Genomic DNA, 23,179 nt, shown 5'->3' on the forward strand with positions numbered 1-23,179 from the left:
GGGCCGGGTCGCGGCCGGCCTTCGGAACCCGGTCAGGGGCAGACCACCTGGTCGCCCGTCACCGTGCCGAATTCGCCGCTCTGCGCGTTCTCGGCCTTCACCTTCCGCACCTTGGTGAAGTCGGTGCCGGCCGTGACCTTCAGGGTCGCGCCCTGCCCCTTCACCGCCCTGAGCTCGCATCCCGGCAGCGCGGTGGCCAGGGTCTTCGCCGACCGGTCCCAGCGGGGGTCGTAGGTGACCAGCGTCCGCCGCAGATCGTGCGGAGCGCCGTTGAGGGGGGCGCGGGTGGTGTCGAACCCGGTGGCGCGCAGCGCCTCGTCGACGTCCTGGCCGAGTCCGTCCTTCGGCGTCCCGTTGTAGACCTGCACCCGGATCTGTTCCGGGGCCACGTCGACCGGTGTCGACTTGGGCTGCTTCGGCACGTGCGGGGCGAGCGGTTCGTCCTCGCGCAGGGCCTGGAACATCTGCTTCGACTTCGCCGCGTCCCACTTCACGGTGGAGCCGATGCCCTTGACCTGGTAGCTCTCCTCCGCGATGGGCACGGAGGCGAATTCGGACGAGGCCGGGGTGAAGCCGCGCATGGCCTTGCCCAGCTCCAGCATCTCGTCCGTGCCGAAGCCCTTGTCGGCGCGTACGGATTCGAGCATCGTCGAGGCGACCTGCTGGAATTTCACCGGGTTCATCAGCACACCGCTGCTGGTCGTCTGCTTGATCAGCGCGGCCACGAACTTCTGCTGGCGTTGCATCCGGCTCAGGTCCGCCGCCCCGTCGAGATGCCGGGAGCGTACGTACTGGAGGGCCTGGCCACCGTCCAGCTCGTGGGTGCCCGCGGTCAGGTCAAGGCCGGTGTAGGAGTCCTTCAGCGGCTTGGCGGTGCAGATCTCGACCCCGCCGAGTGCGTCGACCGTCTTCATGAAGCTGGTGAAGTCGACCTCCAGATAGTGGTCGATCTTGACGCTCGTCATCTGCTCGACGGTCCGCACCGTGAGGTGGGGCCCGCCCTCGGCGTAGGCGGCGTTCAGCTTCACCGGGTGCGGCGAGTGCTCCTGGCCGGTGGTGGCGTCGGTGTGGGCGGGGAGTTCGGCGTAGCTGTCGCGCGGCAGGCTGACGACACTGGCCCGCTTCTTGTCGGCCGAGACATGGATCAGCATGAGGGTGTCGGTGCAGTGGCAGGGGGCGCCGCCGAGTTTGTACTTCGCCTTCTCCGCAGCGGTGATCTTGTCGCGGCCGTCGGTGCCGACGAGCAGGAAATTCATGCCGTGGCCGCCCTGGGGGCGGTTCTTCATGTCCTTGAACGGGTCGACCCGGTCGATCCCCGTCTCCAGACCGCTCACCACGGCATGACCGATGCCGCCGGCGCCGAGCACCAGCACGGACAGCCCGGTGACGACCCGCATGCCCCACCGGGGCGGGGGCTTCCGTCCGCCGGTACGGCCCCGGCGCGTGACGCGGCCGCCGGATCCGGCACGCCGTGCGGGCCCGTGCTGTGGGGGAGCTGTGCGGGGGTGCGGTGGACGGGGCGATCGGTGCGGCGTGGGCACGAGGGACACCTCCGCGGTGCGAGTGGGACTTTCGCACGGTAGGCCCATACGATCTGTAGACCGGAGAGGAGAACCGCGGCGCGCGCCGCTGTCCCCCGTTCGCGGTAACGTGGCGGCCGAATCACGCCGTCTCCCGGGGTGCCACATCCCCGGAACCCCGGCACCCCCGAGGACCCCCTGAGGACCACATGTCTGCCGCGCAGTACCCCGCCGTCTCCGTGATCATGCCGGTGCTCAACGAGGAACGCCATCTCAGGAACTCGGTCCGGCACATCCTGGAGCAGGAGTACGCCGGCGAGATGGAGGTGGTGATCGCCCTCGGCCCCTCGAACGACCGTACGGACGAAATCGCTGCCGAGCTGGTCGGGGAGGACTCCCGGGTCCACACCGTCCCCAACCCGACCGGCCGCACCCCCGCCGCGCTCAACGCTGCGATCAAGGCGTCACATCACCCGATCGTGGTACGGGTCGACGGCCACGGCATGCTCTCGCCGAACTACATCGCGACCGCCGTCCGCCTCCTGGAGGAGACCGGCGCGCAGAACGTCGGCGGCATCATGCACGCCGAGGGCGAGAACGCCTGGGAGGACGCCGTCGCCGCCGCGATGACGTCGAAGATCGGCGTCGGCAACGCGGCCTTCCACACCGGAGGGAAGGCGGGCCCGGCCGAGACCGTGTATCTGGGGGTCTTCCGCCGTGAGGCGCTGGAGCGCGCCGACGGCTACAACGTGGAGTTCGTCCGCGCCCAGGACTGGGAGCTGAACTTCCGGATCCGTGAGGCCGGCGGGCAGATCTGGTTCTCGCCCGAGCTGAAGGTGCAGTACCGCCCGCGGCCGAGCATCCGCGCGCTCTCCAAGCAGTACAGGGAGTACGGCCGCTGGCGTCACGTCGTGGCCCGCTACCACGCCGGCTCGATCAACCTGCGCTACCTGGCCCCGCCGACCGCCCTCTGCGCGGTGACCGCGGGGATCATCGTGGGCGCCGTCGTCACCCCGCTGGCGTTCGTCCTGCCGGTCGGGTACGTCGCGGCGATCGTCGCGGGGTCGCTGCCGGCCGGGAAGGGCCTCTCGCTGAAGGCGCGGGCGCAGATCCCGGTGGCGCTGGCCACCATGCACATGTCCTGGGGATACGGCTTCCTGACCAGCCCCCGCTCGCTGGCGAAGCGGGTCATCGCGAGCCGTCGCCCCGCCGTGCAGGAGCAGCGGGAGCAGACCGCCTGACGGCCCGACCGCTGCGTCCATGGGACGTGGCCATGAGACGTGCACATGAGGAGGGGGCCCCGCGAGCGGGGCCCCCTCCTCATGTGCACGAGGTCACCAGGTGAAGTTCGGGTTGACCTGCATGCACGCCTCCTCGTCCGCTCCGTTGAGCGGGTTCGCCGAGTCCGGTGTCTTCTCGTCGGCGGCCTTGGCGGGGTACGCCTCGTCCTTGCGCCAGTCGGCCCCGACGGCCAGGACGATGCCCGAGACGTCGGTCGACTTCTTCACCTGGGACACCGGGATGCCCAGCGCCTTGGCGACCGCCTGCGCGTCGCCCTCCAGATCCGCGCTGGGGTACAGGATGCCGGTGGTCTCGGCCGGCTCGACGTCCTGGGAGTCGACCGTCGCCTTGTCGAAGCCCGCGTCCTTCAGCAGCTCCTGGACCGTACCGGCGCGCCCCTGGACCGGACCGAGCGCGTCGGTGGCGGTCGCGTTGCGCACGCTGACGGCGATCTCGTCGTCGGGGGCGGCCTGGTCCTTGGCGACGGGCGTCTTGCGCTTGGAGGCCTTGCCGTCGAGCGGGATGTCCTCCCGGATCATCCGGAACACCTGCTCGGCCTCGTCGGCCTTGGGGTAGACCCGGCCGCTGAACGCTCCGGTGCCGTACACGTTCGGCATGGTCGTCATGGTGATGCGGTTGGTCGGGGCCTTCTTCAGCTCCTCGGCCAGGTCGTACAGCTTCTTGACGGTGTCGAGGTCCTTGTCGACGGTCAGTGCGCTGGTGGCCGCCTCGGCGAGGTTCATCAGCTTTCCGGGGTCGGTGAGCTTGGTGCCCTTGCGGAGCTCGCGGACCATCGAGTTCAGGTACTGGTGCTGGGCCTTCGTCCGGCCGAGGTCCGTGTTGTCCTCGAAGCCGTACCGGGTGCGCAGCCACTGGAGGGCCTGCTTGCCCTTGACGGAGGTGGTGCCCTTCTCCAGCTTCAGCCCCGACCCCTTGCCGTCGCTGGTGTGCGAGTAGACGTTGGAGTCGACACAGACGGGGACGCCGCCGATCGCGTCGGCCATGGAGACCACACCCGCGAAGTCGATCATCATGAAGTGGTCGATGGTGATGCCGGTGAGCTCGTACCAGGTGGCGACCGTGCACCCGGGGCCGCCGCGTCCCAGGCTCTCGTTGGTCTGGACGTCGGACGTGCTGGCCGGGTACACCTTGTCGGTCTCGGGGTCGGTGCACTTGGGCATCTTCAGCATGGTGTCCCGCGGCATGCTGAGCACGGAGATGTTGCTGCGGTCCGCGGAGAGGTGGAGCAGCATCTGTACATCGGCGAGCGGAGGGCCGCCGAAGGTCTCCTTGGCGCCGCCCAGCTTCTGGTTGGCCGCCGAGTCCCGGGCGTCGGAGCCGATGAGCAGGATGTTCAGCGGGGTCTGTCCTGCGGCGTTGGCCTTGTGGTCGGCCATCTCCTTGTCGCCGAGGGTCAGATCCTTCTTCTTGATGTTGGCGTTGAGGTGCTTGTAGTAGAGGTATCCGGCGCCGCCGGTGCCGATTATCAGCAGCGCGAGGACGGACGCCACCCAGCGCAGGACACGTCGCTTGCCGCCTTTGCGGGGGGCTCGACGGGACCGGCGGCCCGGCTCGGCGGGCCCGCCACCGCTCTCCGGCTCGGCGGACCGCTCACGCCGGCCGTGCCCCTGTCGCCCGGTGTCGCCGGACGTGTCGTCACCGCCGTCGCTCTGCGGCCCCTCATGCCGGCCGCGCGACCGTGTCCCCTCCCCGCGTGTGCTGCTCCGTCCCACCAGGCCCCCCTGCTCCTCAAGAATTCCGCTGTGGCGCGACGACGCGTCGTCACTTCGCGCATTCCGCCTTGTCGGCGCTGGCCCGCTGAATGTCCGCCGGCGCCTTTGCCGGACCCGTGACGGGTACCCCGGCGCCCTTGAAATCCGCTCCCAGGGTCAGCGCCATCGCCTGGAGGCCTTCGTCGTCGGCCGCTCCCTGCTTGAGAGCGGTGGCGGGCAGGCCCATGATGTCCGCGAGTGCGCGGGCCTGGTCCGCCTGGCCCGGCGCGTACGCCAGGGTCGTGCTGTCGATCTTCGCCGGGGCGTTGCCCTTGTTCGTGGAACGCGGCACGCCCTGCTGGTTCTGCAACCAGGTGACGGTCGCGTCCGCCGCCCCGGTGATGTCGCCTCCGTTGAGGACGTCGACGTCTATGTCCGCGGCCTCGGCCCTGCTGCCCTTGAGGACGGTCTTCTGCTTGCTCCTGGTTGCCTGTTCCTTCTTCTTCACCTCGGTGAGCGAGGTGTCGGAGCGCATCATCGAGAACACCTGCTGGGACTTCTGCGGATCCACGACCACGGTGACCGGTGTCGGCTCGGCCGGGTTGTCCTTCACGGGCATCGTGAGGAAGGTGATGTTCTTGGTGTCGGTCCGCTTGAGCTCCTGGGCCAGCGAGGTCAGCTTCTTGATGGACCCGATGCCGGAGTCGACGGTGAGGGCCTTGGTCGCCGAGTCGGCGAGCTTGAAGAGTTTGGTCGGGTCGGTCAGCGTGTCGTCGGACTTCATCCGACGGATCATCGAGCCGATGAACTGCTGCTGGACCTTGATCCGGTCCAGGTCGCTCTCGTTCCCGAAGCTGTGCCGGGTGCGGACGAAGGCCAGCGCGTCCTCGCCCTCGATCGTGGACTCGCCGGCCGGCAGGTCGAGGTGGGAATCCGGGTCCTTGACCGCCTTGTCCAGGCAGACCGTGACGCCGCCGACGGCCGTGGAGAGTGTCTTGACCGCGTTGAAGTCGACCATCATGAAGTGGTCGACCGGAAGACCGGTGATCTTCTCGACCGTGCGCATCGTGCAGCCGGGGTCGCGCCCCTCCTGGCCGAGACTGACGTTGAAGCGCACGTTCTGCGAGCCGGGTATGACCTTCTGCGAGCCGTCCGCCTGCTTGGTGGTGCAGTCGGGGACGTCCGTCATCAGGTCCCGGGGGATGCTCATCGCTGTCGCGTTGGTGCGGTCGGCGGAGACATGGAAGAGGATGTTGGTGTCGGCGTGGCCCGTGCTGCCCTTGTCGCCGTAGCCCTCGTTGCCCTTGCCGGTCCGCTTGTCCGTGCCGATCACCAGGACGTTGAGCGGGCCGTCGGACGCGACGTCCTTGCTGCCCGCGTCACCGACATCGACGGTGTTGAGGTTGCCGTTGAACTTCTGGTAGAGCGCGTACGCCCCGGCCGACCCGGCGACGATCACGAAGGCCGTGACCCCGCCGGTCCACAGCAGGGCCTTCCTGCGCCGGGAGGAGCGCTGCGTGCGGCTTCGCCCGGCGGGTATCGCCCCTGGAGTTCTGCCGGCGGGACGCCGTCCCCCGGATTCATCCCGTTCGGCCCGGCCGCCGGACCGATTCGGTGCACGGGAAGGGCGGGGCGACTCTGTTCCGGAGTGGTTCGGTCGCAATTCGTAATGGCCGGTCCGCGGGTTGAGCACCCACTGGTCGGCGGGATCGTTCTCGTCCGCCCGCCCATGGCTGCGCTCGTCCACGGTTTCCTGAATCCTCCGTCGGTGCCACACGAGACGCCGCCCCCGGCGGGCGCTCGGTTGTCCGCTCCGGCCGCGCGCGGCCCAACGAGGCCTGCCGCGAGTACCGGATCGCGTCACACTATCCGGCCGAATCGGCCAGAGGTTGCGCGCGTGACACATTCCACGCTCTTTACAACCGGGCATTCCTCCTATTCCGCTCCGATTGCCTTGCAGGTCTTGGGAATTGTTTTACGAGCCGCACAGGTCGTCCGCCGCATTCGACCCGGAATAGGTCGGTGCGGGGGTCGGGCTCGCACCCGTATCCCCTGACGTGTCCGTCCCCGAGCTGTGATCTGTCTGTGAATCCCCGGATTTGATTTCTTCGGCGGGTACCACGGTGACGGCCTCGTCCTCGCGCAACTGCTCGAACAGTCGGTTCGCGTCGGGCTGCACGAGCTCGTCGCGGTTCGCGTCGGCGTGGTACGCCTTGCGGGGCACGGTCAGGAACTGCACCTTCTCCGTGGGGACGTTCCGCATCCCGCGCACCAGGTCGTACAGGTCCCTCAGGGAGTCGAGGCCGGGGTCCGTGGTGAGCGACTTCGTCGCCGCGTCCAGCACCGGGTAGAGCCGCGTCGGGTTCAGCAGCACCCCGTTGCTCTGCACCTTGTTGACCAGGGCCCCCAGGAACTTCTGCTGACGGTCCATGCGCTCGGTGTCGCTGCCGTTGCCGATCGACTTACGGGCCCGGACATAGCCGAGTGCCTCCTCCCCGTCGAGCTTCTGGCGGCCCGCGGGGAGCTTGAGGTGGGCGTCGGCGTCGTCGACCGGCTCCTTGAGGCAGACGTCCACGCCGTCCACGGCGTCGACCATGTCCTTGAAGCCGTTGAAGTCGACGACCATGTGGTGGTCGACGCGGATGCCCGTCATCTTCTCGACCGTACGGATCGTGCAGGCCGTGCCGCCGAGCTCGAAGGCCCAGTTGAACTGGGCGAACTGCTTCTTCGTGGCCTTGCCGCCCGGGGTGTGGCAGCTGGGGATCTCGGACATCAGGTCCCGGGGGAGCGACATCGCCGTCGCGCTTCTACGGTCGGCCGCGAGGTGCAGCAGGATCGTGGTGTCCGAGCGCTGGCTGCCGCCGTCGTCACGTCCGTAGGCGCTGTTGTCGCCGGAGCGGGTGTCGGAGCCGATGAGCAGGATGTTCTGGGCGTCCCGCGCGATCGGCCGCGGGCGTTCCTTCTCGTACGCCTTGAGCTCCTCGGCCGCGCTGGTGTCGGTGGTGATGTTGCCGTCGAGCTTCCGGTACAGCCACCAGCCGGCCCCGGCGGCGACCAGGACGAGGAAGGAGGCGGCGAGAGCGGTCCAGCGGAGCCAGTGGCGACGGCCGCCCTGCGGGTCGCGCGGGGGCCGCTCGCCCCAGGTGCCGTCCCCCTGGGCCGCGTCGTCCCCCTGGGCCGCGTCATCCTTCGGAGCGGGGCCGGATGTGGCGTCCTGCTCCGGGTCCGTCCCGGAAGCGTCCTGTGCCCCGTCGGCCGGCCCGTCCTCGGCAGAGTGGTCGTGGTCCGGGCGGTCCGAGTCGTCCGGGCGGTCCGGCTCGGACGGGGTGCCGGGGCTGTCGCTCACGTCTGCGTCCATCCTTCACGTTCGGCGGCGCGATGGGCCGCCGGTCGCAGGGGTAGACGGCTGAACCTCACGCTTGGTTGTGCATCCGGACAGCGTTCTCGGCGGTGTTCCGTACCGCCGATCATGTACTGCCGCCGGTGCTCAGTCCCGGGGGCTCGGCCCGCCGTGGGCCGGACGGGTGGCCTTCGGAGCGCTTGTCATACCGCAGTGCCGGTGATCCGCTCGCTTTCGACGCGCTTGGCGAGCCCGCTCTCGTCCAGCCGGTCCAGATGACGGCACAGGACCACCGAGCCCCCCGAAGCGAGCGGCGCGAAGAGCCCGGCGGACAGCCCCTCCCAGGTGTCGTACGTACGACCCGTCAGGAGCCTGGATCCCGGGCCGAGTCCCAGCTCGGCCGCGTCCTCGCGGGCCTGTGCGACCAGCTGGTCCGCCGTCAGACCCACGCCGCCCACCGTCAGTGCGGGGGCCGCCGGGTCCACCGGGGCGTACGGAGCGAAGCGGTCGCCCTGGCCCGGCACCTCCACCGCGTAGTCCGCGAACCCCTGGGGGGCCTGCGGGAAGCGGCCGCCCAGCGGGCGCAGCGCCAGCGCGATCCGCTCACCGCGGCACGCGCGCGCCAGGTCGAGCGTGTCCGGTCCGCTGACGACCAGATCGGCCGATGCGGGGTCGCCCCCGACCTCGGCGACGACTCCCACCGACGAGCAGGCGAGCAGCCAGACGGCCGACTGCCAGTGAGCGGGGAGCAGCAGCGCGAGTCGGTCGCCCGGCTCTGCGGCCAGGTCGCCCTGGAGCAGATTGGCGGTCTTGGCCACCCAATTGGCGAAGGTGGCCACCGACAGTTCGACGCGCTCTCCGGTTGCGTCGTCGTAGAAAGTGACGAGGGGGCGGGCGGGGTCCGCGGCGAGCGCGGATCGCAGCAGGTCGGCAGGGGTGCGGTCGCTGGCGTTCATCCGGGCAAGGGTACGCGGGCGGCGTCGGCCCGGCGGGGCGTGGCGTGTGCCCCGTACACCGGTCGGCAGACGGGGCGTCAGCTGACGGTGGCTCCGCTCCAGTAGCCGGGAATGCCGGACTATGTCAAGGATTTCCTGTATGCGTGCACTTCTTGCAACCTCGATCGGCGTCTCCTGCGCGACGGCACTCGTCCTCCCGCTCGCCGCGCCCGCACCAGCCGCCCCCGCCAGGACCCCGGTCGCGCAGGCGGCCGGGGCCGCTCCCGCCGAACCCGCGGGTTCGACCCAGTCGCTGCGCCTGCGTCCCCTCACCGAGGCGGTTCCGAGGGCCGGCGGCAAGTCCACCGCATCCACGACGCCGGAGCAGGGGGTGCTGCGGAAGGATTCGCACCGCTTCTCGCTCGTCGGCGTGGTCTGGGACGACGCCGACGCCGAACTGCACGGCACCGTCCAGGTCCGCACCCGCGCGACCGGCACCACCAAGTGGTCCGGCTGGCAGTCCCTCGAGACCCACAACACCGACCACGCCGCCGACGCGGGCACGCCCGAACGCGAATCGGGCACGGTGCGCGGCTCCACCGCCCCCCTCTGGGTCGGCGACTCGGACGGCGTCGAGGTCCGCGTACGGTCCGAGAACGACGAGCCGCGCAGCGGCGCGACCGACACCGCGCCCCTCCCCGCGGGCCTCCAGGTCGAACTGGTCGACCCGGGCGACGACCCGGCCGACGCCACCGAGCAGCCGCGCGCCGACGGAAACCAGGTCACCGGCGGGCAGGCGACCGGCACCCCCGCCGTCGCCACCCCGGCGGTGGCCACGGCCACGCCCGCCACGGCCGCCCAGCCCGGCGCGCTCCCGGAGTCGGCGGGCCTCACCGTGGCCGCGGCCGAGAGCGCCGCGGTCAACGCCGACCTCGCCCCGCCCGGTGCCACCGAGATCCCCGCGCTGAGCAAGGCGGAGTCGGAGGAGCAAGCGGTCGTCGGAGCGGGTGCCAAGCCGTACGTGGGGCCGCGCCCCGGCATCGTCACCCGTAAGGGCTGGGGCGCCGACGAGAGCCTGCGCGAGAGCGCCTTCTCCTACACCTCGACCGTCAAGGCCGCGTTCATCCACCACAGCGCCACCGGCAACAACTACACCTGCGCCCAGGCACCCTCGGTCCTGCGCAGTATCTACCGCTACCACGTCAAGAGCAGCGGCTGGCGTGACATCGGCTACAACTTCGCCATCGACAAGTGCGGAAACATCTACGAAGGACGCGCCGGAGGCGTGACCAAGGCGGTCCTCGGCGCCCACACCCTCGGTTTCAACACGAACACCATGGGAATCGCGGTACTCGGGACGTACAGCTCGACGAACCCGCCCGCCGCGGCGGTCACCGCCATCGCCAAGCTCACCGCCTGGAAGCTCGGGCTGTTCGGCCGCAACCCCAAGGGAAAGGTCACGCTCGTCTCCGGCGGCAGCGGCAAGTACAAGAAGGGTGCGAAGGCCAAGCTCAATGTCATCTCGGGGCACCGCGACGGGTTCGCAACCGAATGCCCCGGAATCCGTCTTTACAACAAGCTCGGCGCGGTCCGGACCAGTTCGGCGAAGCTGCAGGGCCGCTGACCGGGAGGTTCCGACCGGTCTGCATACACTGGCCAGCCGAAACGAGGCCCGGCCCCAGCAGGAAGCAGAGACGGTGCTGTGACAGAGGCAAAAGAAGCGATCCTCCTGGTCGGTGGCAAGGGCACCCGGCTGCGCCCACTCACGGTGCACACCCCCAAGCCGATGGTCCCGGCGGCGGGGGTGCCTTTCCTGACGCACCAGTTGGCGCGGGCGAGGGCGGCCGGGGTGGAGCACATCGTGCTCGCGACGTCCTACCTCGCGGAGGTGTTCGAACCGTATTTCGGTGACGGTTCGTCGCTCGGCCTCTCCATCGAGTACGTCACCGAGGACGAACCCCTCGGTACCGGCGGAGCCATCCGCAATGTGGCGTCGCGCCTGGCCTCGGGCCCGGACGAACCCGTCATCGTGTTCAACGGGGACATCCTCACAGGACTCGACATCCGGGCCCTGGTCACGGCGCACGCCACCTCAGGGGCGGACGTCTCCCTGCACCTCACCAGGGTGGACGACCCGCGCGCCTTCGGTCTCGTACCGACGGACGCCACGGGCAGGGTGACGGCCTTCCTTGAGAAGCCGCAGACCCCCGAGGAGATAGTCACCGACCAGATCAACGCGGGGGCGTACATCTTCCGCCGGTCGGTCATCGACACCGTTCCGGCCGGCCGGCCGGTCTCCGTGGAGCGCGAGACCTTCCCCGGGCTGCTGGCCGCGGGCGCCCATCTCCAGGGCATGGTGGACTCCACGTACTGGCTGGACCTCGGGACCCCGCAGGCCTTCGTACGCGGCTCCGCCGACCTGGTGCTCGGCCGCGCTCCGTCGCCCGCCGTTCCCGGCCGCTGCGGCGACCGGCTCGTCCTGCCCACCGCGTCCGTCGCCGCCGACGCCAAGCTCACCGGCGGTACGGTCATCGGCGAGGGCGCGCTGATCGGTGCGGGCGCCAGGATCGCGGGCTCCACCGTGCTGGAGGGCGCCGTCGTGGAACCGGGCGCGGTGATCACCGACTCTCTGGTCGGAGCCGGCTCCCGGATCGGCGCCCGCTCGGTGCTCAGCGGCGCGGTGGTCGGCGACGGTGCCCAGGTCGGTGCCGACAACGAACTGCGTGACGGCATCCGTGTCTGGTGCGGTGCGGTCCTCCCGGACGCCTCGGTCCGCTTCTCGTCCGACCAGTGAACGAAGCCGTCCTCGCGCACCTGTGAACGAAGCCGTACTCGCGCACCTGTGACTTACCCTCGACAGGCACCCCGACGACCGAGGACCTCACCCGTGGCAGGACGCTTCGTACCCCGCACCACCGCCGTGCCCCGGCAGGAGCCGGACTCCGGCGAGGGCCACGCGTCCGCCCCCGCGCTGACCAGGACCTGGACCCCGCCGGGCCCGCTCGACCTGCGGCTGGTCCTGAGCCCGCTGCGGCGCGGCCCCGCGGACCCCGCCTACCGGGCGCTGCCCGACGGGACCTTCTGGCGGGCGACCCGCACCCCGGCCGGGCCCGGCACCCTGCGTGTCTCGGCGTCCCCCGGCGGACGGATCGCGGGGGCGGCCTGGGGGCCGGGCGCACAGTGGCTCCTGGACCGGCTCCCGGCGCTGCTCGGCGCGGACGACACCCCGGACGACTTCCGCCCGCGCCACCGGCTGATCGCCCTGACCCAGCACCGCAGGCCCGGCCTGCGGCTGCTGCGCACCGGGCTGGTCATGGAGTCCTTGATCCCGTCGATCCTGGAACAGAAGGTCACCACCGACGAGGCCTACCGCGCCTGGCGGCTGCTGCTCCGCACCTACGGCACTCCCGCGCCCGGCCCCCGCGACGTGACGTTCGGCACGTACGGGCTGTACGTCATGCCGGACGCCAGGACCTGGTCGCTGATCCCGTCCTGGGAGTGGCACCGCGCGGGCGTCGACGGCAAACGCTCCGCCACGATCCTGCGCGCGGTCCGGGTGGCCCGGCGCATGGAGGAGGCGGCCGCGATGGACCTGCCCGAGGCGACGGCACGGCTGCGGCTGATCCCGGGCATCGGCCCCTGGACCGCGGCGGAGACCCTGCAACGCTCGAACGGCGCCGCGGACGCGGTGACGGTCGGCGACCTCCATCTGCCGGGCATCGTCGGCCACGCGCTCGCGGGCAACAGGAACGCCGACGACGAGGAGATGCTGGAGCTCCTCGCCCCGTACGAGGGCCAGCGCCACCGTGCGACCCGCCTGATCATGCTCTCGGGCCACACCCCGGCCCGCCGGGCCCCCCGGATGACGCCGCGCGACATCGCCCGGCTGTGACCGGGCAGGCCCCGGCGGCCGCTCAGCGGACCTGGATGAACGCCCCCGCGTCCCGGGCGGCACGCGGCGGCGGTGTTCCCTTCGGATGCCCCACGGCCACCGCGCCCAGCGGATCCCAGGAGTCCGGCAGGTCCAGCACCTCACGCACCACCGACCGGCAGAACATCGTCGACGAGACCCACGCCGAGCCGAGCCGCTCGCCGGCGAGCGCCACCAGGAAGTTCTGTACGCCCGCGCCGGCCGCGACCACGAACATCTCGCGCTCCGCGGTGTCCCTGCGCTCGTCCCCGTAGGTGTGGGAGCCGTCCATCACCAGGCACGGCACCGCCAGATACGGCGCGTTCCGCAGGACGTCGCCCCGTCGCACCCGCTTGGCGACAGACTCCTCGCTCCGCCCGTCCCCGCGCAGATCCGCGATCCACGCGTCCCGCATGGCGTCCAGCAGCCGGTGGCGCGATGCGGCGGACTCCAGCAGGACGAAGCGCCAGGGTGTGGTGTGGTGGGGCGCCGGGGCGGTCACGGCCGCCGCCACCGCACGCCGTACGGAGCCCGGGTCGACCGGCTCGTCCGTGAACTCCCGCACCGTGCGCCGGAGGTTCAGCGCTTCCCGCACCGCCTCGGACGTGCCCAGCCGGAACATGTCGTCGGCCGCGACCCGCACCATCGCCCGGGCGCCCGCGTCCCCGCCCTCGGCCGCGTCCGCGATCACATGGGGGAGTCCGCGCACCACGGCGACCGGGAGCCCGGACGCCTTGCCCTTCACCAGATCACCGGCCGAGGCCAGCTCGTCGGCCGTGGCCACGATGGTGGCGCTCAGCGGATTGCCGTATCCGTCGGTACCGCCCCTGAGATCGTCCAGGACCCTGACTCCCGCGGCCCCGATCGCCACGTCCGTCAGACCGTTGCGCCAGGGGCGGCCGAAGGTGTCCGTGACGACGACCCCGACATCGACCCCGAGCGTGTCGCGCAGGCCGTCCCGGATCATCCGGGCCGAGGCGTCCGAGTCCTCGGGCAGCAGCAGGACCGTGCCCGCCGGGGTGTTCGATGCGTCGACCCCGGCAGCGGCCATGACGAGCCCCTGCCGGTTCTCCACGATCCTGATCGTCCCGCGCCGTGCGACCACCCGGACGGTCTCGGCGTCGATCGCCGCCTCCCGGTCCGTGGCCTCGACGATCCGGCCCTCGGCCTTGGAGACGATCTTCGAGGTGACCAGCAGGACATCGCCGTCCACCAGGCCGGGACCCGTCGCGGCGATCAGCTTCGCGAGGTCGTCGCCCTCGCGGACCTCGGGCATCCCCGGCAGCGCCCACACGCGGTACGAGGGGGCGGCGTCGGCCTGTGCCCCGGTCATGCCCGTACCTCCTCGGCCAGCGCCAGGGCCTGGCGGGCCATCTCGGCGGTGGCGTCCACGTCCGTCATCATCAGCGGGATGGCGCGGCAGCGGATCCCCGCGGCCTCGACCTCCTCGACCACCGCCTCGTCCACGCTGTCGACTAGCCAGCCGTCGAGCAGACCCGAGCCGTAGTGCTGGGCGACGGCCGCGGCGTTGGACGCGACACCGACGGCGGCCAGCACCTTGTCGGCCATGCCCCGCACGGGTGCGTCCCCGACGATGGGGGAGAGCCCCACGACGGGGACCCCGGCCTCGGCGATGGCCTCCCGGATGCCGGGCACGGCGAGGATCGTGCCGACCGACACGACCGGGTTCGACGGCGGGAAGACGATGACGTCGGCCTCGGCGATGGCCTCCAGGACGCCCGGCGCCGGCTTGGCCTGCTCCGCGCCCACCGGCACCACGGCCTGCGCGGGCAGGGAGGCGCGCAGCTTCACCCAGTACTCCTGGAAGTGGATGGCCTTGCTCTCGCCGTCGACGTCCACGGCGACATGCGTCTCGATACGGTCGTCGGACATCGGGATCAGCCGGACGCCCGGCTTCCATCGCGCACAGAGGGCCTCGGTGACCGCGCTCAGCGGGTAGCCCGCGCCGAGCATCTGCGTACGGACGATATGGGTCGCGAAGTCACGGTCGCCGAGGCCGAACCACTCGGGCCCCACCCCGTACTCCGCGAGCTCGTCCTTGACCCGGAAGCTCTCGTCCGTACGCCCCCAGCCCCGCTCCTCGTCGATGCCACCGCCGAGGGTGTACATCACGGTGTCGAGGTCCGGGCAGACCTTGAGCCCGAACAGATGGATGTCGTCGCCGGTGTTGCCGATCACCGTGATGTCCGCGTCGGGCGCGGCCTGTTTGAGGCCACGCAGGAAACGAGCACCACCGATACCGCCGGCCAGAACCACAATGCGCATGCGGAACAGTGTGGCAGGCGGGTACGACTGCTGGTGGCAGAGCGTCAGGCGGGTACGGCATTCTCGGCGGCCGGAGCGCACTGCGCCGAACGCATCGGCATGTCGGTCAGGCCCGGGAAGTAGATGTGCAGGCTGACGGCGGGTTCCAGCGAGTCGTTGACGACCTCGTGGACGTATCCCGGGGCGAAGACACGCTGCGCGCCCGCGTCCAGGGTCAGCGCCCCGCGCGCTGTGTGCTCCGTCAACTCGCCGTCCAGGACCGTGAGTACGCCGGAGGACGGGCCGTGGTCATGCCGGCCGCTGCCCTGGCCGGGGACCCAGCTCAGCAGCCACACCTCGTAACCGGGGGCGCTCTGCAAGCGGTGGTACCAGCGCGTCGTGGTGTCGTACCGGACGAGCGGCGCCCACCGGGCGTGGTCGGCGGCGATGGAGCGGGCGAGTCCGGCGAACCCGGCCACGGTCGAGGGATGGGGACCGGTCGGCTGGAGGAGGTGCTGGACCTCGAGGATGTCGCCGGCGATCGAAAGGTCGCTGTCGCTGTTCATGGGTGCGGTGGTTCCTCGGCATGTGGATGCGCGTGCGGAGCGCGGAGACCGGAGTGCGATGAAACGAGACGAAGCTGGATCAGAGCTGGAGCGCTACGGCTTCAACAGCTGTGACAGCTGGAACAGCAACAGCGAGCCTGGACAGCCGTACGGAACCCACGGGCGTGAGTCGTGTACCTGGCTGGGGTCGCGTGCATGAAATCAAGAAGACCGGCTGGGTCCGTCCCCTGTCAACCCAATGCCCGATTTGGCGGCAATGTTTCACCCTATCCAGTTGTGGTAGGTGGAGAAAGGTTTTGGCGCCCGGCGCAGGGGCAAGGTGGCGCATCAGCCGTGTCCGTAAACGCGATTGAGGGTCCGTGACCCTACTGTGATCTTGGTCGCTTCGGTGATCGAATCGAAACATCGGGACGGCCTCGTGCGTCTCATCCGGTGAGAAGTGAAGCTGGGTGACGCCGATGGCATATGTCAGGTTTTTGGTGATTTGGGCACTTAACGCATACGCTTGGTTCCGGAGAGTGAATACCGAGGCCAATAGCAGATCTTCGCTTGACTGGCCCGAAGCTACACACTTGTAATTTCACTCGTGTCGTTCGGCCGCACCGGTAACGGCCGCATCACGGGGACGCAAGAGACAGACGAGGGGCGCACATGACCGAGCTGTTCCAGCAACTGCTGGTCGAGGACGCGGACGAAGAGCTCGGCTGGCAGGAGCGCGCACTGTGCGCCCAGACCGACCCCGAGTCCTTCTTTCCTGAAAAGGGCGGCTCCACCCGCGAGGCCAAGAAGGTCTGTCTCGCCTGCGAGGTCCGCTCCGAATGCCTTGAGTACGCCCTCAACAACGACGAGCGCTTCGGGATCTGGGGCGGTCTCTCCGAGCGCGAGCGGCGACGCCTGAAGAAGGCGGCCATCTGACGCCGCGCGCCCTGCTGCCGCGCACTCCGCTGTCACGACCCCGATGGCCTGGGGGCCGCACCATGCACGAAGGGTGCGGCCCCCAGGCCATCGGCATGTCCGGCCGTCCCCCGGTCCGCCCCTCAACCGCTCGGCGCGGGGCGGACATCCGTACCGTTAGTGTGGGGCCCCGTCCGAGAGACGCGCCAACGCCCCGCCGCGGCGCGCATGTACACCGATGCAGCCCCCGGGGGGAAACCCCTCCGGACCCGGCCGGAGGGCCCGTACCCCGATGTCCGTGCACAGCCACTCGGCGGCGCCGAACGCGGCCGCCGCCGCCCCAGAGTTCCCCCGGCATGTCGTCACCGCCGTGCTCGTCTCGCACGACGGCGCACGCTGGCTGCCCAAAGTGCTCGACGGGCTGCTCGGGCAGGAGCGCCCCGTACAGAACGTCGTCGCCGCCGACACCGGCAGCGCCGACGACTCCGCCCGCCTGGTCACCGAGGCGCTCGGCGGCGAGCGCGTCCTCCATCTGGCACGGCGTACGAGCTTCGGCACCGCCGTCGACGAGGCGACCCGCACGGCCGGCGTCCTCACCCCCGACGACCTGCCCTATCTGAAGCGCCCGAGCGGCTGGGACCCCGTCACCCGCAGCTGGCGCGACGACGCCTACGACATGCCGGAGCTTCCGCACGGCGAACCCGTCCAGTGGCTCTGGCTGCTGCACGACGACAGCGCCCCCGAACCGGACGCACTCGCCGAGATGCTCCGTGTCGTCGACAACGACAAGCACGCCGCGATCGTCGGGCCCAAGCTGCGCGGCTGGTACGACCGCAAGCAGCTCCTCGAGGTAGGCGTCTCCATCGCCAACAGCGGACGCCGCTGGACCGGCCTCGACCGCCGTGAACAGGACCAGGGCCAGCACGACCAGGTCCGTACGGTGCTCTCCGTCTCGTCCGCCGGCATGCTGGTGCGCCGCGACGTCTGGGAGGAGCTCGGCGGCTTCGACCGCAGGCTCCCGCTGATGCGTGACGACGTCGACCTCTGCTGGCGCGCTCACATGGCGGGCCACCGGGTGCTCATCGCCCCCGACGCCATCCTCCGGCACGCCGAGGCGGCGGCGAGGGAACGCCGCCCCATCGACTGCGCCGGACGCTCCGTCGCCAGCCCGCACCGCGTCGACAAGGCCGGCGCCGTCTACACGATGCTCGTCAACGCCCGTGGCAAACAGCTTCCGTGGGCCCTGCTCCGCCTCGTCGTCGGCACCCTGCTGCGCACCCTCGCCCACCTCGTCGGCAAGGTGCCGGGGCAGGCGCTCGACGAGGTCGCCGGACTCTTCGGCACCCTGTTGCGCCCCGGGCGGATCATCGCCGCCCGCCGCGCACGACGCGGAGGTACGGTCGACGCGGCCGAGCTGCGGTCGCTCTTCCCGCCGCCCGGTGCCACGGTCAGGGCCACCGTCGAGCAGGTCGCGGGCAACTTCGGGAACCGCACCGACTCCGACTCCGGCGGTTCACGGCACGGAGCGGTCGAGTCGGGACCCGGTGGTGACGACGCCGACTTCCTGGAGATCGACCAGTTCGCACGGCTGAAGAAGCTCGGCCGCAAGCCGGGCCCCGTGCTCTTCGCGCTGCTCCTCGTCGTCTCGCTGGTGGCCTGCCGGAGCCTCCTCGGCGGCGGCGCCCTCGCGGGCGGCGCGCTGCTGCCCGCTCCCGCCGACGTCTCGGACCTCTGGGGGCGCTACGCGGACGGCTGGCACACCGTCGGAACCGGCGGAACCCAGTCCGCACCGCCCTATCTGGGCATGATCGCCGCCCTGTCGGCGCTGTTCCTCGGCTCCACCGGCTTCGCGCTCACCCTTCTGCTGGTCTGCTCGGTCCCGCTCGCCGGGGTCACCGCGTACTTCGCCTCCAGGCCGCTGATCGAGTCCCGGCTCCTGCGGGCCTGGGCGAGCGTCGCGTACGCCTTCCTGCCCGCCGCCACCGGGGCGCTGGCCACCGGCCGGCTCGGCACGGCCGTCCTGGCCGTCCTGCTGCCGCTGATCGCCCGGGCGGCCGTCGCCGCCCACGGGCTGCGGGGCGACGGGTCCACGGCACGCGGCAGCTGGCGCGCCACCTGGGCGTACACCTTGCTGCTCACCGTCACGACCGCCTTCACACCGGTCGTGTGGCCGCTCGCGGTGGTCCTCGGCATCGGGGTGCTCGTCCTGCGCAGGAACGACATCACCGCGTACGGACTGCGCTTCCTGGCCACGGCCGGAACCCCGATCCTGATCCTCGCCCCCTGGTCGCTGTCCCTGCTGACCGAGCCGTCGGCCTTCCTCGAGGAGGCCGGGCTCGACACGGGCACGGGCACGGCGTCCGCCATCGACCTGCTCGGCATCAGCCCAGGCGGTCCGAAGGCAGCGGGCGGCATCCTGCTGCTGGGCGTCGTGCTGGCGGCGCTGGCGGCCCTGCTGCGCGGCGAGCGGCAGTTCGCGATCCGCACCTCCTGGGCCGTCGTGATCGTCTCCCTGGTCTTCGCGGCGATCTCCAACGGTTCCACCTGGGCAGGGCCCGCCACCCTTGTCTACGGCATCGCGCTGCTCACCGCCGCGCTGCTCGGCGCGGACGGGGCCCGGGTCCGGGTCGCCGCACTGAGCTTCGGCTGGCGTCAGCCGGTCGCCGCGCTCATCGCTCTGGCCGCCGGGCTCGCCCCGGTCCTGGCCGCCGTCGGCTGGATGATCGGCGGTGCGGCCGGTCCGCTGGAGCGCCGGGACCCCGTGCAGGTGCCCGCGTTCGTCGCGGAGGAGAGCAGCACCCGCGACCAGGCGCGCACGCTGGTGCTCGGAGGCACATCACCCGCAGCCGTCTCCTACAGCCTGGTCCGCGGTTCGGGTGCCCGGCTGGGTGACGCCGAGCTCACCGAGGCCGGCGGCGTCAACACCCACCTCGACAAGGTCGTCGCCAACCTGGTCGCGGGCTCGGGCGCCGACCAGGGCAGTCAGCTCAGCGGCTTCGCGGTGCGTTACGTCCTCGTACGGGACGGGGCGCCGCGCGAGATGAGCCGGGTGCTCGACTCGACCCCGGGTCTGAGCAGGCTCAGCCAGCTGGACGGCAGCGCGCTGTGGCGGGTCGACCGCCAGGTCTCCCGGATCGCGATCGTTCCCTCCGGTGCGGGCGAGCCCGTACCCGTCGGCTCGGGGGCCGTCGACGCGCACACCGAGATCCCTGAGGGCGACGCGGGCCGGGTGCTACGGATCGCCGACGCGGCCGACCCGGGGTGGCAGGCCACGCTGAACGGCCGGGCGCTGACCTCGAAGACTGTGGACGGCTGGGCACAGGGCTTCGAGCTGCCCGCCGAGGGCGGCACGCTGGACCTCACTCACGACGCACCCGTCACCCACACCGCCTGGGTCTGGGCACAGGTGCTGCTCGGTGTCGTCCTGGTGGTGCTGGCCCTGCCGGGCCGCCGCCGGGAGATCGACGACGACCTGCCCGAGGAGACCGAGGCCGTCGCGGCCGAGCCGGTCGCCGGGGAGGGCCGCCGGGCCCGCAGGCTGCGCGCGGCGGCGCAGGCGGAGGCGGAGGCGGAGCCGATGACGCCGGGCGCGCCGGAGCAGGCCCCCGAGCAGACGCCGGGGGAGTACATCCCGGCGCAGCAGAACACCGACCCGTACGGGGCAGTCGCGGGAGACCAGGACGGTACGGGTACGTACGCGGCGATCCCTGCGGACCAGGACGGCACCGGCACCTACGCGGCCGTCCCTCAGCAGAACTACGGGGAGTGGGACGCCCAGCAGTACCAGGGCGCCGACTACGGCCAGTACCAGGGCGGGCAGGACCCCGGCCAGTACTACCAGCAGGACCCCTACCAGCAGGACCCGTACCAGCAGCAGGGCGCCTACGACCCGTACGGCTACGCCCAGCAGCAGCCCTACGCGCCGGGAACAGGCGAAGCCGCCCCGTACGACGGGTATGACGGGCACGACGAGAACACGACCCCGGGCCAGGGCCAGGACCCGTGGGCGAACGGCAACGGCAACGGCAACGCATCGCGAGGCGAGTCCGAGTGAAGTCCACCCCCCTGTCCCTCATCGCGGGCGTCGTCGCCCTCGCCGCCGTCACCGGTTTCGCCGCGGTCTCCGCGCCCGGCGACGAAGGCGCGACGCAGGCGAAGGCCGCTGCCCGGCTTCCCGTGGAGCGCTCCAGCCTGCTCTGCCCGGCGCCGAGCACCTCCGAACTGGCGGAGACGACGTACACGTCGTTCACCCCGGCGGGGGAGAGCCCGAAGGCCGGTACCGCCGAGCTGAAGGCGGCCGAGGCGCTGCCCGCGGACGACGACACGGACGCGGAGGACACGGACAAGGACGCGAAGGACAAGGACGCCAAGGACAAGAAGAAGGGGAAGGCCGCGGACACCAAGCCCGTCGTCTCCCTCAAGGATCTCGGCAAGCCGTCCACCGCCGAGACCTCCAAGACCGGGGCCCCGGCGCTCATCGGCACCGCCACCGACACCTTCGCCCCCGGCTGGGCGGCCCAGCAGACCACCGTGGCCGCCGCCGGCGCCGCCCGCGGCCTGCTCGGCGTCAGCTGCACCGCCCCCGACACGGACTTCTGGTTCCCGGGCGCGAGCACAGGCAAGGCCAGGCAGGACTACGTCCACCTCACCAACCCCGACGACACCGCCGCGGTCGCCGACATCGAGCTGTACGGCGCCGACGGCCCCCTCAAGTCCGATGTCGGCGAGGGCATCACCGTCCCGCCGAGGTCGAGCGTCCCGATGTTGATCTCGACCCTGACCAGCGAGGTCGCCGAGAACGTGGCCGTGCATGTGACGACACGGTCGGGCCGGGTCGGCGCGGTCGTGAGCGCCGCCGAGGAGGAGGTGGGCAGCGACTGGCTGGCCGCTTCCGCGGACCCGACGAGCACCCAGGTCCTGCCGGGGATCCCGGCCGACGCCACCTCCGTACGGCTGGTGGCGTTCGCGCCCGGGGAGGACGACGCCGATGTGAAGGTGCAGCTCGTGGGGAAGAGCGGGACGTTCTCACCGGCCGGTAACGACACCCTGCACATCAAGTCGCAGATGACCGCGAGCGTCGACCTCAAGGACGTCACCCGGGGGGAGCCCGGCTCGCTCAGGCTGACCCCTGTCGAAGGCGGCGGGACCCCGGTGGTGGCCGCACTGCGCGTGGTGCGCGGTACCGGGGCCAAGCGGGAGGTCGCGTTCATCCCGGCGACCGGTCCGGTGGGTGAGCGGGCGACCGCCGCCGACAACCGGGCGAAGGGCTCGGTGCTTTCGCTGACCGCACCCGGCGCGACGGCCAAGGTCAAGGTCACGGCATCGGCGGGCAGCGAGGGCGGCAAGGCGGCCGTCAAGACGTACACGGTCAAGGGCGGTACGACGCTCGAGGTCACCCCCGACGCTCCGGCCGGCCTCAAGGGCAACTACGCCCTGACGGTGGAGCCCGAGTCGGGCGGACAGGTGTATGCCGCCCGTACTCTCACGGTCCCGGAGGGCGGCATCGACATGTTCACCGTGCAGACGCTTCCGGACGACGGGGGCATGGTCGAGGTGCCCGAGGCGGAGCAGGACCTGTCGGTCCTGGACGACTGAGCTCTCGAGGCGTGGGCCCGGAGTCGGTCAGTCCTGCCCGTAGCGCGGGTCGACCGACTCGGGCGCGAGGCCGAGCAACTCCGCGACCTGCTCCACCACGACCTCGTGCACCAGCAGAGCGCGCTCGTCGCGGTTCTTGGTGCGGATCTCGACAGGGCGCCGGTAGACGACGATCTGGGCGGGCTGTCCCTTCGTGGCGGACACCGCGCGCCCGAGCGGCACGGTCTCGTCGAGCGAACCCGGCACATCGAGGACCAGGAAGTCCACGTCGGTCAGCTGCGGCCAGCGCCGCTCCAGCCGCTCCACCGAATCCTGGACGAGATCGCGGAAACTCTCACCCCTGCTGACGGACAGCGGCACCTGCGGCGGGGCGACCGGTCCGCGCATACCGCGGCCATGACGGTCGCGGCGGCGGGGCCGTGGTTCGGACGGGTGGGGCGGTACAGGACGGTCCACCGACGCAGCGTAACGCTCATCGGGCCGGGGCGATCACGGTGTCCCGACCCGCTCGTTCCGTGTCCGGTGGGGCCGCCGGGTGTGTCGTCGGATGAACATTCCGGTCAAGGTCGGGTACGGAACGATCGCCCGGGAGCCGCTTCAGGCCTGGTTCGAGGGCCGACACGACGGGGTGAGCTGAGGGAGAGTCGTCGCAGCCCGCTCAAGAGTGCGGTACCGTCCAACATCGTGAGCCCTGTACGTCGCTGTTCGCGAACCGCGTGCGGCCGTCCCGCCGTCGCGACACTGACGTACGTCTATGCCGACTCGACCGCGGTCCTCGGCCCGCTCGCCACCTATGCCGAGCCCCACTGCTACGACCTCTGTGCCGAGCACGGTGAGCGGCTCACCGCACCACGCGGCTGGGAAGTCGTCCGGCTCTCCGACCCCTCGGCTCCCACCCGCCCCAGCGGTGACGACCTCGAAGCGCTCGCCAACGCCGTGCGTGAGGCCGCAAGGCCGCAGGACCGGCCGCAGCAGGGCGACAGGGCCCCTCGGACGGCGGACCCGGTGGAGGTGGCCCGGCGCGGGCATCTGCGCGTGCTGCGGTCCCCGGACTCCTGACGGCTCCGCTCCGCCCTTCCGGTCCCTTCCCCGGCACCCCCCTCCCGGCCCGTCCTTCCGGGCCGCCCTCCGGAAAAAGTTTTCCGGTGCGGAGCATTGACG

Annotated in this window: 17 protein-coding genes; 8 read left to right on the plus strand and 9 right to left on the minus strand. The window is 71.2% G+C overall.

Annotation, left to right across the window (positions count from 1 at the left end):
- Positions 1–32: 32 nt before the first annotated feature.
- Positions 33–1,397 carry an LCP family protein gene (locus OG623_RS21175; protein ID WP_406148426.1) on the minus strand — a complete coding sequence of 455 codons (1,365 nt, stop codon included), beginning with the start codon at positions 1,395–1,397 and terminating at the stop codon, positions 33–35.
- 332 nt (positions 1,398–1,729) lie between these two features.
- On the opposite strand from OG623_RS21175, the gene OG623_RS21180 reads away from it, so the two are divergent.
- Positions 1,730–2,761 (plus strand): glycosyltransferase family 2 protein, encoded by a 1,032-nt coding sequence (locus tag OG623_RS21180; protein WP_362896585.1) that lies wholly within the window; start codon positions 1,730–1,732, stop codon positions 2,759–2,761.
- A 93-nt stretch (positions 2,762–2,854) separates the two neighbouring features.
- Here OG623_RS21180 and OG623_RS21185 read toward each other — a convergent pair whose 3' ends face one another.
- From OG623_RS21185 to OG623_RS21200, 4 genes are all read right to left on the minus strand, one after another.
- On the minus strand, positions 2,855–4,534 hold the full coding sequence (locus OG623_RS21185) for an LCP family protein (RefSeq protein ID WP_406148427.1): 1,680 nt from the start codon (positions 4,532–4,534) through the stop codon (positions 2,855–2,857).
- A gap of 49 nt (positions 4,535–4,583) precedes the next feature.
- The gene (locus OG623_RS21190) at positions 4,584–6,260 is read right to left on the minus strand and encodes an LCP family protein (protein WP_406148428.1); all 1,677 of its coding nucleotides are present in this window, start codon (positions 6,258–6,260) and stop codon (positions 4,584–4,586) included.
- Between the two features lie 228 nt (positions 6,261–6,488).
- On the minus strand, positions 6,489–7,871 hold the full coding sequence (locus OG623_RS21195; RefSeq protein ID WP_406148429.1) for an LCP family protein: 1,383 nt from the start codon (positions 7,869–7,871) through the stop codon (positions 6,489–6,491).
- Between the two features lie 185 nt (positions 7,872–8,056).
- On the minus strand, positions 8,057–8,809 hold the full coding sequence (locus OG623_RS21200; RefSeq protein ID WP_406148431.1) for a TIGR03089 family protein: 753 nt from the start codon (positions 8,807–8,809) through the stop codon (positions 8,057–8,059).
- Positions 8,810–8,948: 139 nt separating this feature from the next.
- Between OG623_RS21200 and OG623_RS21205 the strand changes: the two genes are divergently transcribed.
- The 3 genes from OG623_RS21205 to OG623_RS21215 all read left to right on the plus strand — a co-directional run bounded on the left by OG623_RS21205 (position 8,949) and on the right by OG623_RS21215 (position 12,680).
- Positions 8,949–10,412 carry a peptidoglycan recognition protein gene (locus OG623_RS21205; protein ID WP_406148432.1) on the plus strand — a complete coding sequence of 488 codons (1,464 nt, stop codon included), beginning with the start codon at positions 8,949–8,951 and terminating at the stop codon, positions 10,410–10,412.
- Between the two features lie 78 nt (positions 10,413–10,490).
- Positions 10,491–11,582 carry a sugar phosphate nucleotidyltransferase gene (locus OG623_RS21210; RefSeq protein ID WP_406148433.1) on the plus strand — a complete coding sequence of 364 codons (1,092 nt, stop codon included), beginning with the start codon at positions 10,491–10,493 and terminating at the stop codon, positions 11,580–11,582.
- 93 nt (positions 11,583–11,675) lie between these two features.
- The gene (locus OG623_RS21215; protein ID WP_406148434.1) at positions 11,676–12,680 is read left to right on the plus strand and encodes a DNA-3-methyladenine glycosylase family protein; all 1,005 of its coding nucleotides are present in this window, start codon (positions 11,676–11,678) and stop codon (positions 12,678–12,680) included.
- Between the two features lie 22 nt (positions 12,681–12,702).
- On the opposite strand, the gene OG623_RS21220 is transcribed toward OG623_RS21215, so the two are convergent.
- Genes OG623_RS21220 through OG623_RS21230 form a run of 3 tightly spaced genes read right to left on the minus strand, consistent with a single transcriptional unit; the run spans position 12,703 to position 15,529 of the window.
- Positions 12,703–14,031: a coenzyme F420-0:L-glutamate ligase gene (locus OG623_RS21220; protein WP_406148435.1), complete on the minus strand. Its 1,329-nt coding sequence runs from the start codon at positions 14,029–14,031 to the stop codon at positions 12,703–12,705.
- Positions 14,028–14,984: a 2-phospho-L-lactate transferase gene (gene cofD / locus OG623_RS21225; protein ID WP_406148436.1), complete on the minus strand. Its 957-nt coding sequence runs from the start codon at positions 14,982–14,984 to the stop codon at positions 14,028–14,030. Before cofD ends, OG623_RS21220 begins: the two co-directional genes overlap by 4 nt.
- 44 nt (positions 14,985–15,028) lie before the next feature.
- A complete protein-coding gene (locus tag OG623_RS21230) occupies positions 15,029–15,529 on the minus strand; it encodes a cysteine dioxygenase (protein ID WP_406148437.1) in 501 nt (166 codons plus the stop codon).
- 651 nt (positions 15,530–16,180) lie between these two features.
- On the opposite strand from OG623_RS21230, the gene OG623_RS21235 reads away from it, so the two are divergent.
- The 3 genes from OG623_RS21235 (at position 16,181) to OG623_RS21245 (ending at position 22,018) form a co-directional block, all read left to right on the plus strand.
- Entirely contained in the window at positions 16,181–16,444 is a 264-nt protein-coding gene (locus tag OG623_RS21235; RefSeq protein WP_031093859.1) for a WhiB family transcriptional regulator, read from the plus strand.
- A 271-nt stretch (positions 16,445–16,715) separates the two neighbouring features.
- On the plus strand, positions 16,716–20,477 hold the full coding sequence (locus OG623_RS21240; protein WP_406148438.1) for a glycosyltransferase: 3,762 nt from the start codon (positions 16,716–16,718) through the stop codon (positions 20,475–20,477).
- Positions 20,474–22,018 (plus strand): DUF5719 family protein, encoded by a 1,545-nt coding sequence (locus OG623_RS21245; protein ID WP_406148440.1) that lies wholly within the window; start codon positions 20,474–20,476, stop codon positions 22,016–22,018. The genes OG623_RS21240 and OG623_RS21245 overlap by 4 nt, the downstream gene beginning before the upstream one ends.
- 27 nt (positions 22,019–22,045) lie before the next feature.
- Here the strand turns inward: OG623_RS21245 and OG623_RS21250 are convergent, their stop codons facing one another.
- Positions 22,046–22,474: a metallopeptidase family protein gene (locus OG623_RS21250; RefSeq protein WP_406148441.1), complete on the minus strand. Its 429-nt coding sequence runs from the start codon at positions 22,472–22,474 to the stop codon at positions 22,046–22,048.
- A gap of 228 nt (positions 22,475–22,702) precedes the next feature.
- Between OG623_RS21250 and OG623_RS21255 the strand changes: the two genes are divergently transcribed.
- Complete coding sequence (locus OG623_RS21255; RefSeq protein WP_406148442.1) at positions 22,703–23,077, plus strand: DUF3499 domain-containing protein; 375 nt, start codon at positions 22,703–22,705, stop codon at positions 23,075–23,077.
- The last annotated feature ends 102 nt before the right edge of the window (positions 23,078–23,179 follow it).

The organism is Streptomyces sp. NBC_01012 (assembly GCF_045162755.1).
Lineage (GTDB): Bacteria > Actinomycetota > Actinomycetes > Streptomycetales > Streptomycetaceae > Streptomyces.

Excerpts from the sequence above, each read along its gene's own strand:
- OG623_RS21175 (WP_406148426.1), bottom strand. The coding sequence starts at position 1,397 with ATGCGGGTCGTCACCGGGCTGTCCGTGCTGGTGCTCGGCGCCGGCGGC.
- OG623_RS21180 (WP_362896585.1), top strand. The coding sequence starts at position 1,730 with ATGTCTGCCGCGCAGTACCCCGCCGTCTCCGTGATCATGCCGGTGCTC.
- OG623_RS21195 (WP_406148429.1), bottom strand. The coding sequence starts at position 7,871 with ATGGACGCAGACGTGAGCGACAGCCCCGGCACCCCGTCCGAGCCGGAC.
- OG623_RS21200 (WP_406148431.1), bottom strand. The coding sequence starts at position 8,809 with ATGAACGCCAGCGACCGCACCCCTGCCGACCTGCTGCGATCCGCGCTC.
- OG623_RS21205 (WP_406148432.1), top strand. The coding sequence starts at position 8,949 with ATGCGTGCACTTCTTGCAACCTCGATCGGCGTCTCCTGCGCGACGGCA.
- OG623_RS21220 (WP_406148435.1), bottom strand. The coding sequence starts at position 14,031 with ATGACCGGGGCACAGGCCGACGCCGCCCCCTCGTACCGCGTGTGGGCG.
- cofD (WP_406148436.1), bottom strand. The coding sequence starts at position 14,984 with ATGCGCATTGTGGTTCTGGCCGGCGGTATCGGTGGTGCTCGTTTCCTG.
- OG623_RS21230 (WP_406148437.1), bottom strand. The coding sequence starts at position 15,529 with ATGAACAGCGACAGCGACCTTTCGATCGCCGGCGACATCCTCGAGGTC.
- OG623_RS21235 (WP_031093859.1), top strand. The coding sequence starts at position 16,181 with ATGACCGAGCTGTTCCAGCAACTGCTGGTCGAGGACGCGGACGAAGAG.
- OG623_RS21240 (WP_406148438.1), top strand. The coding sequence starts at position 16,716 with ATGTCCGTGCACAGCCACTCGGCGGCGCCGAACGCGGCCGCCGCCGCC.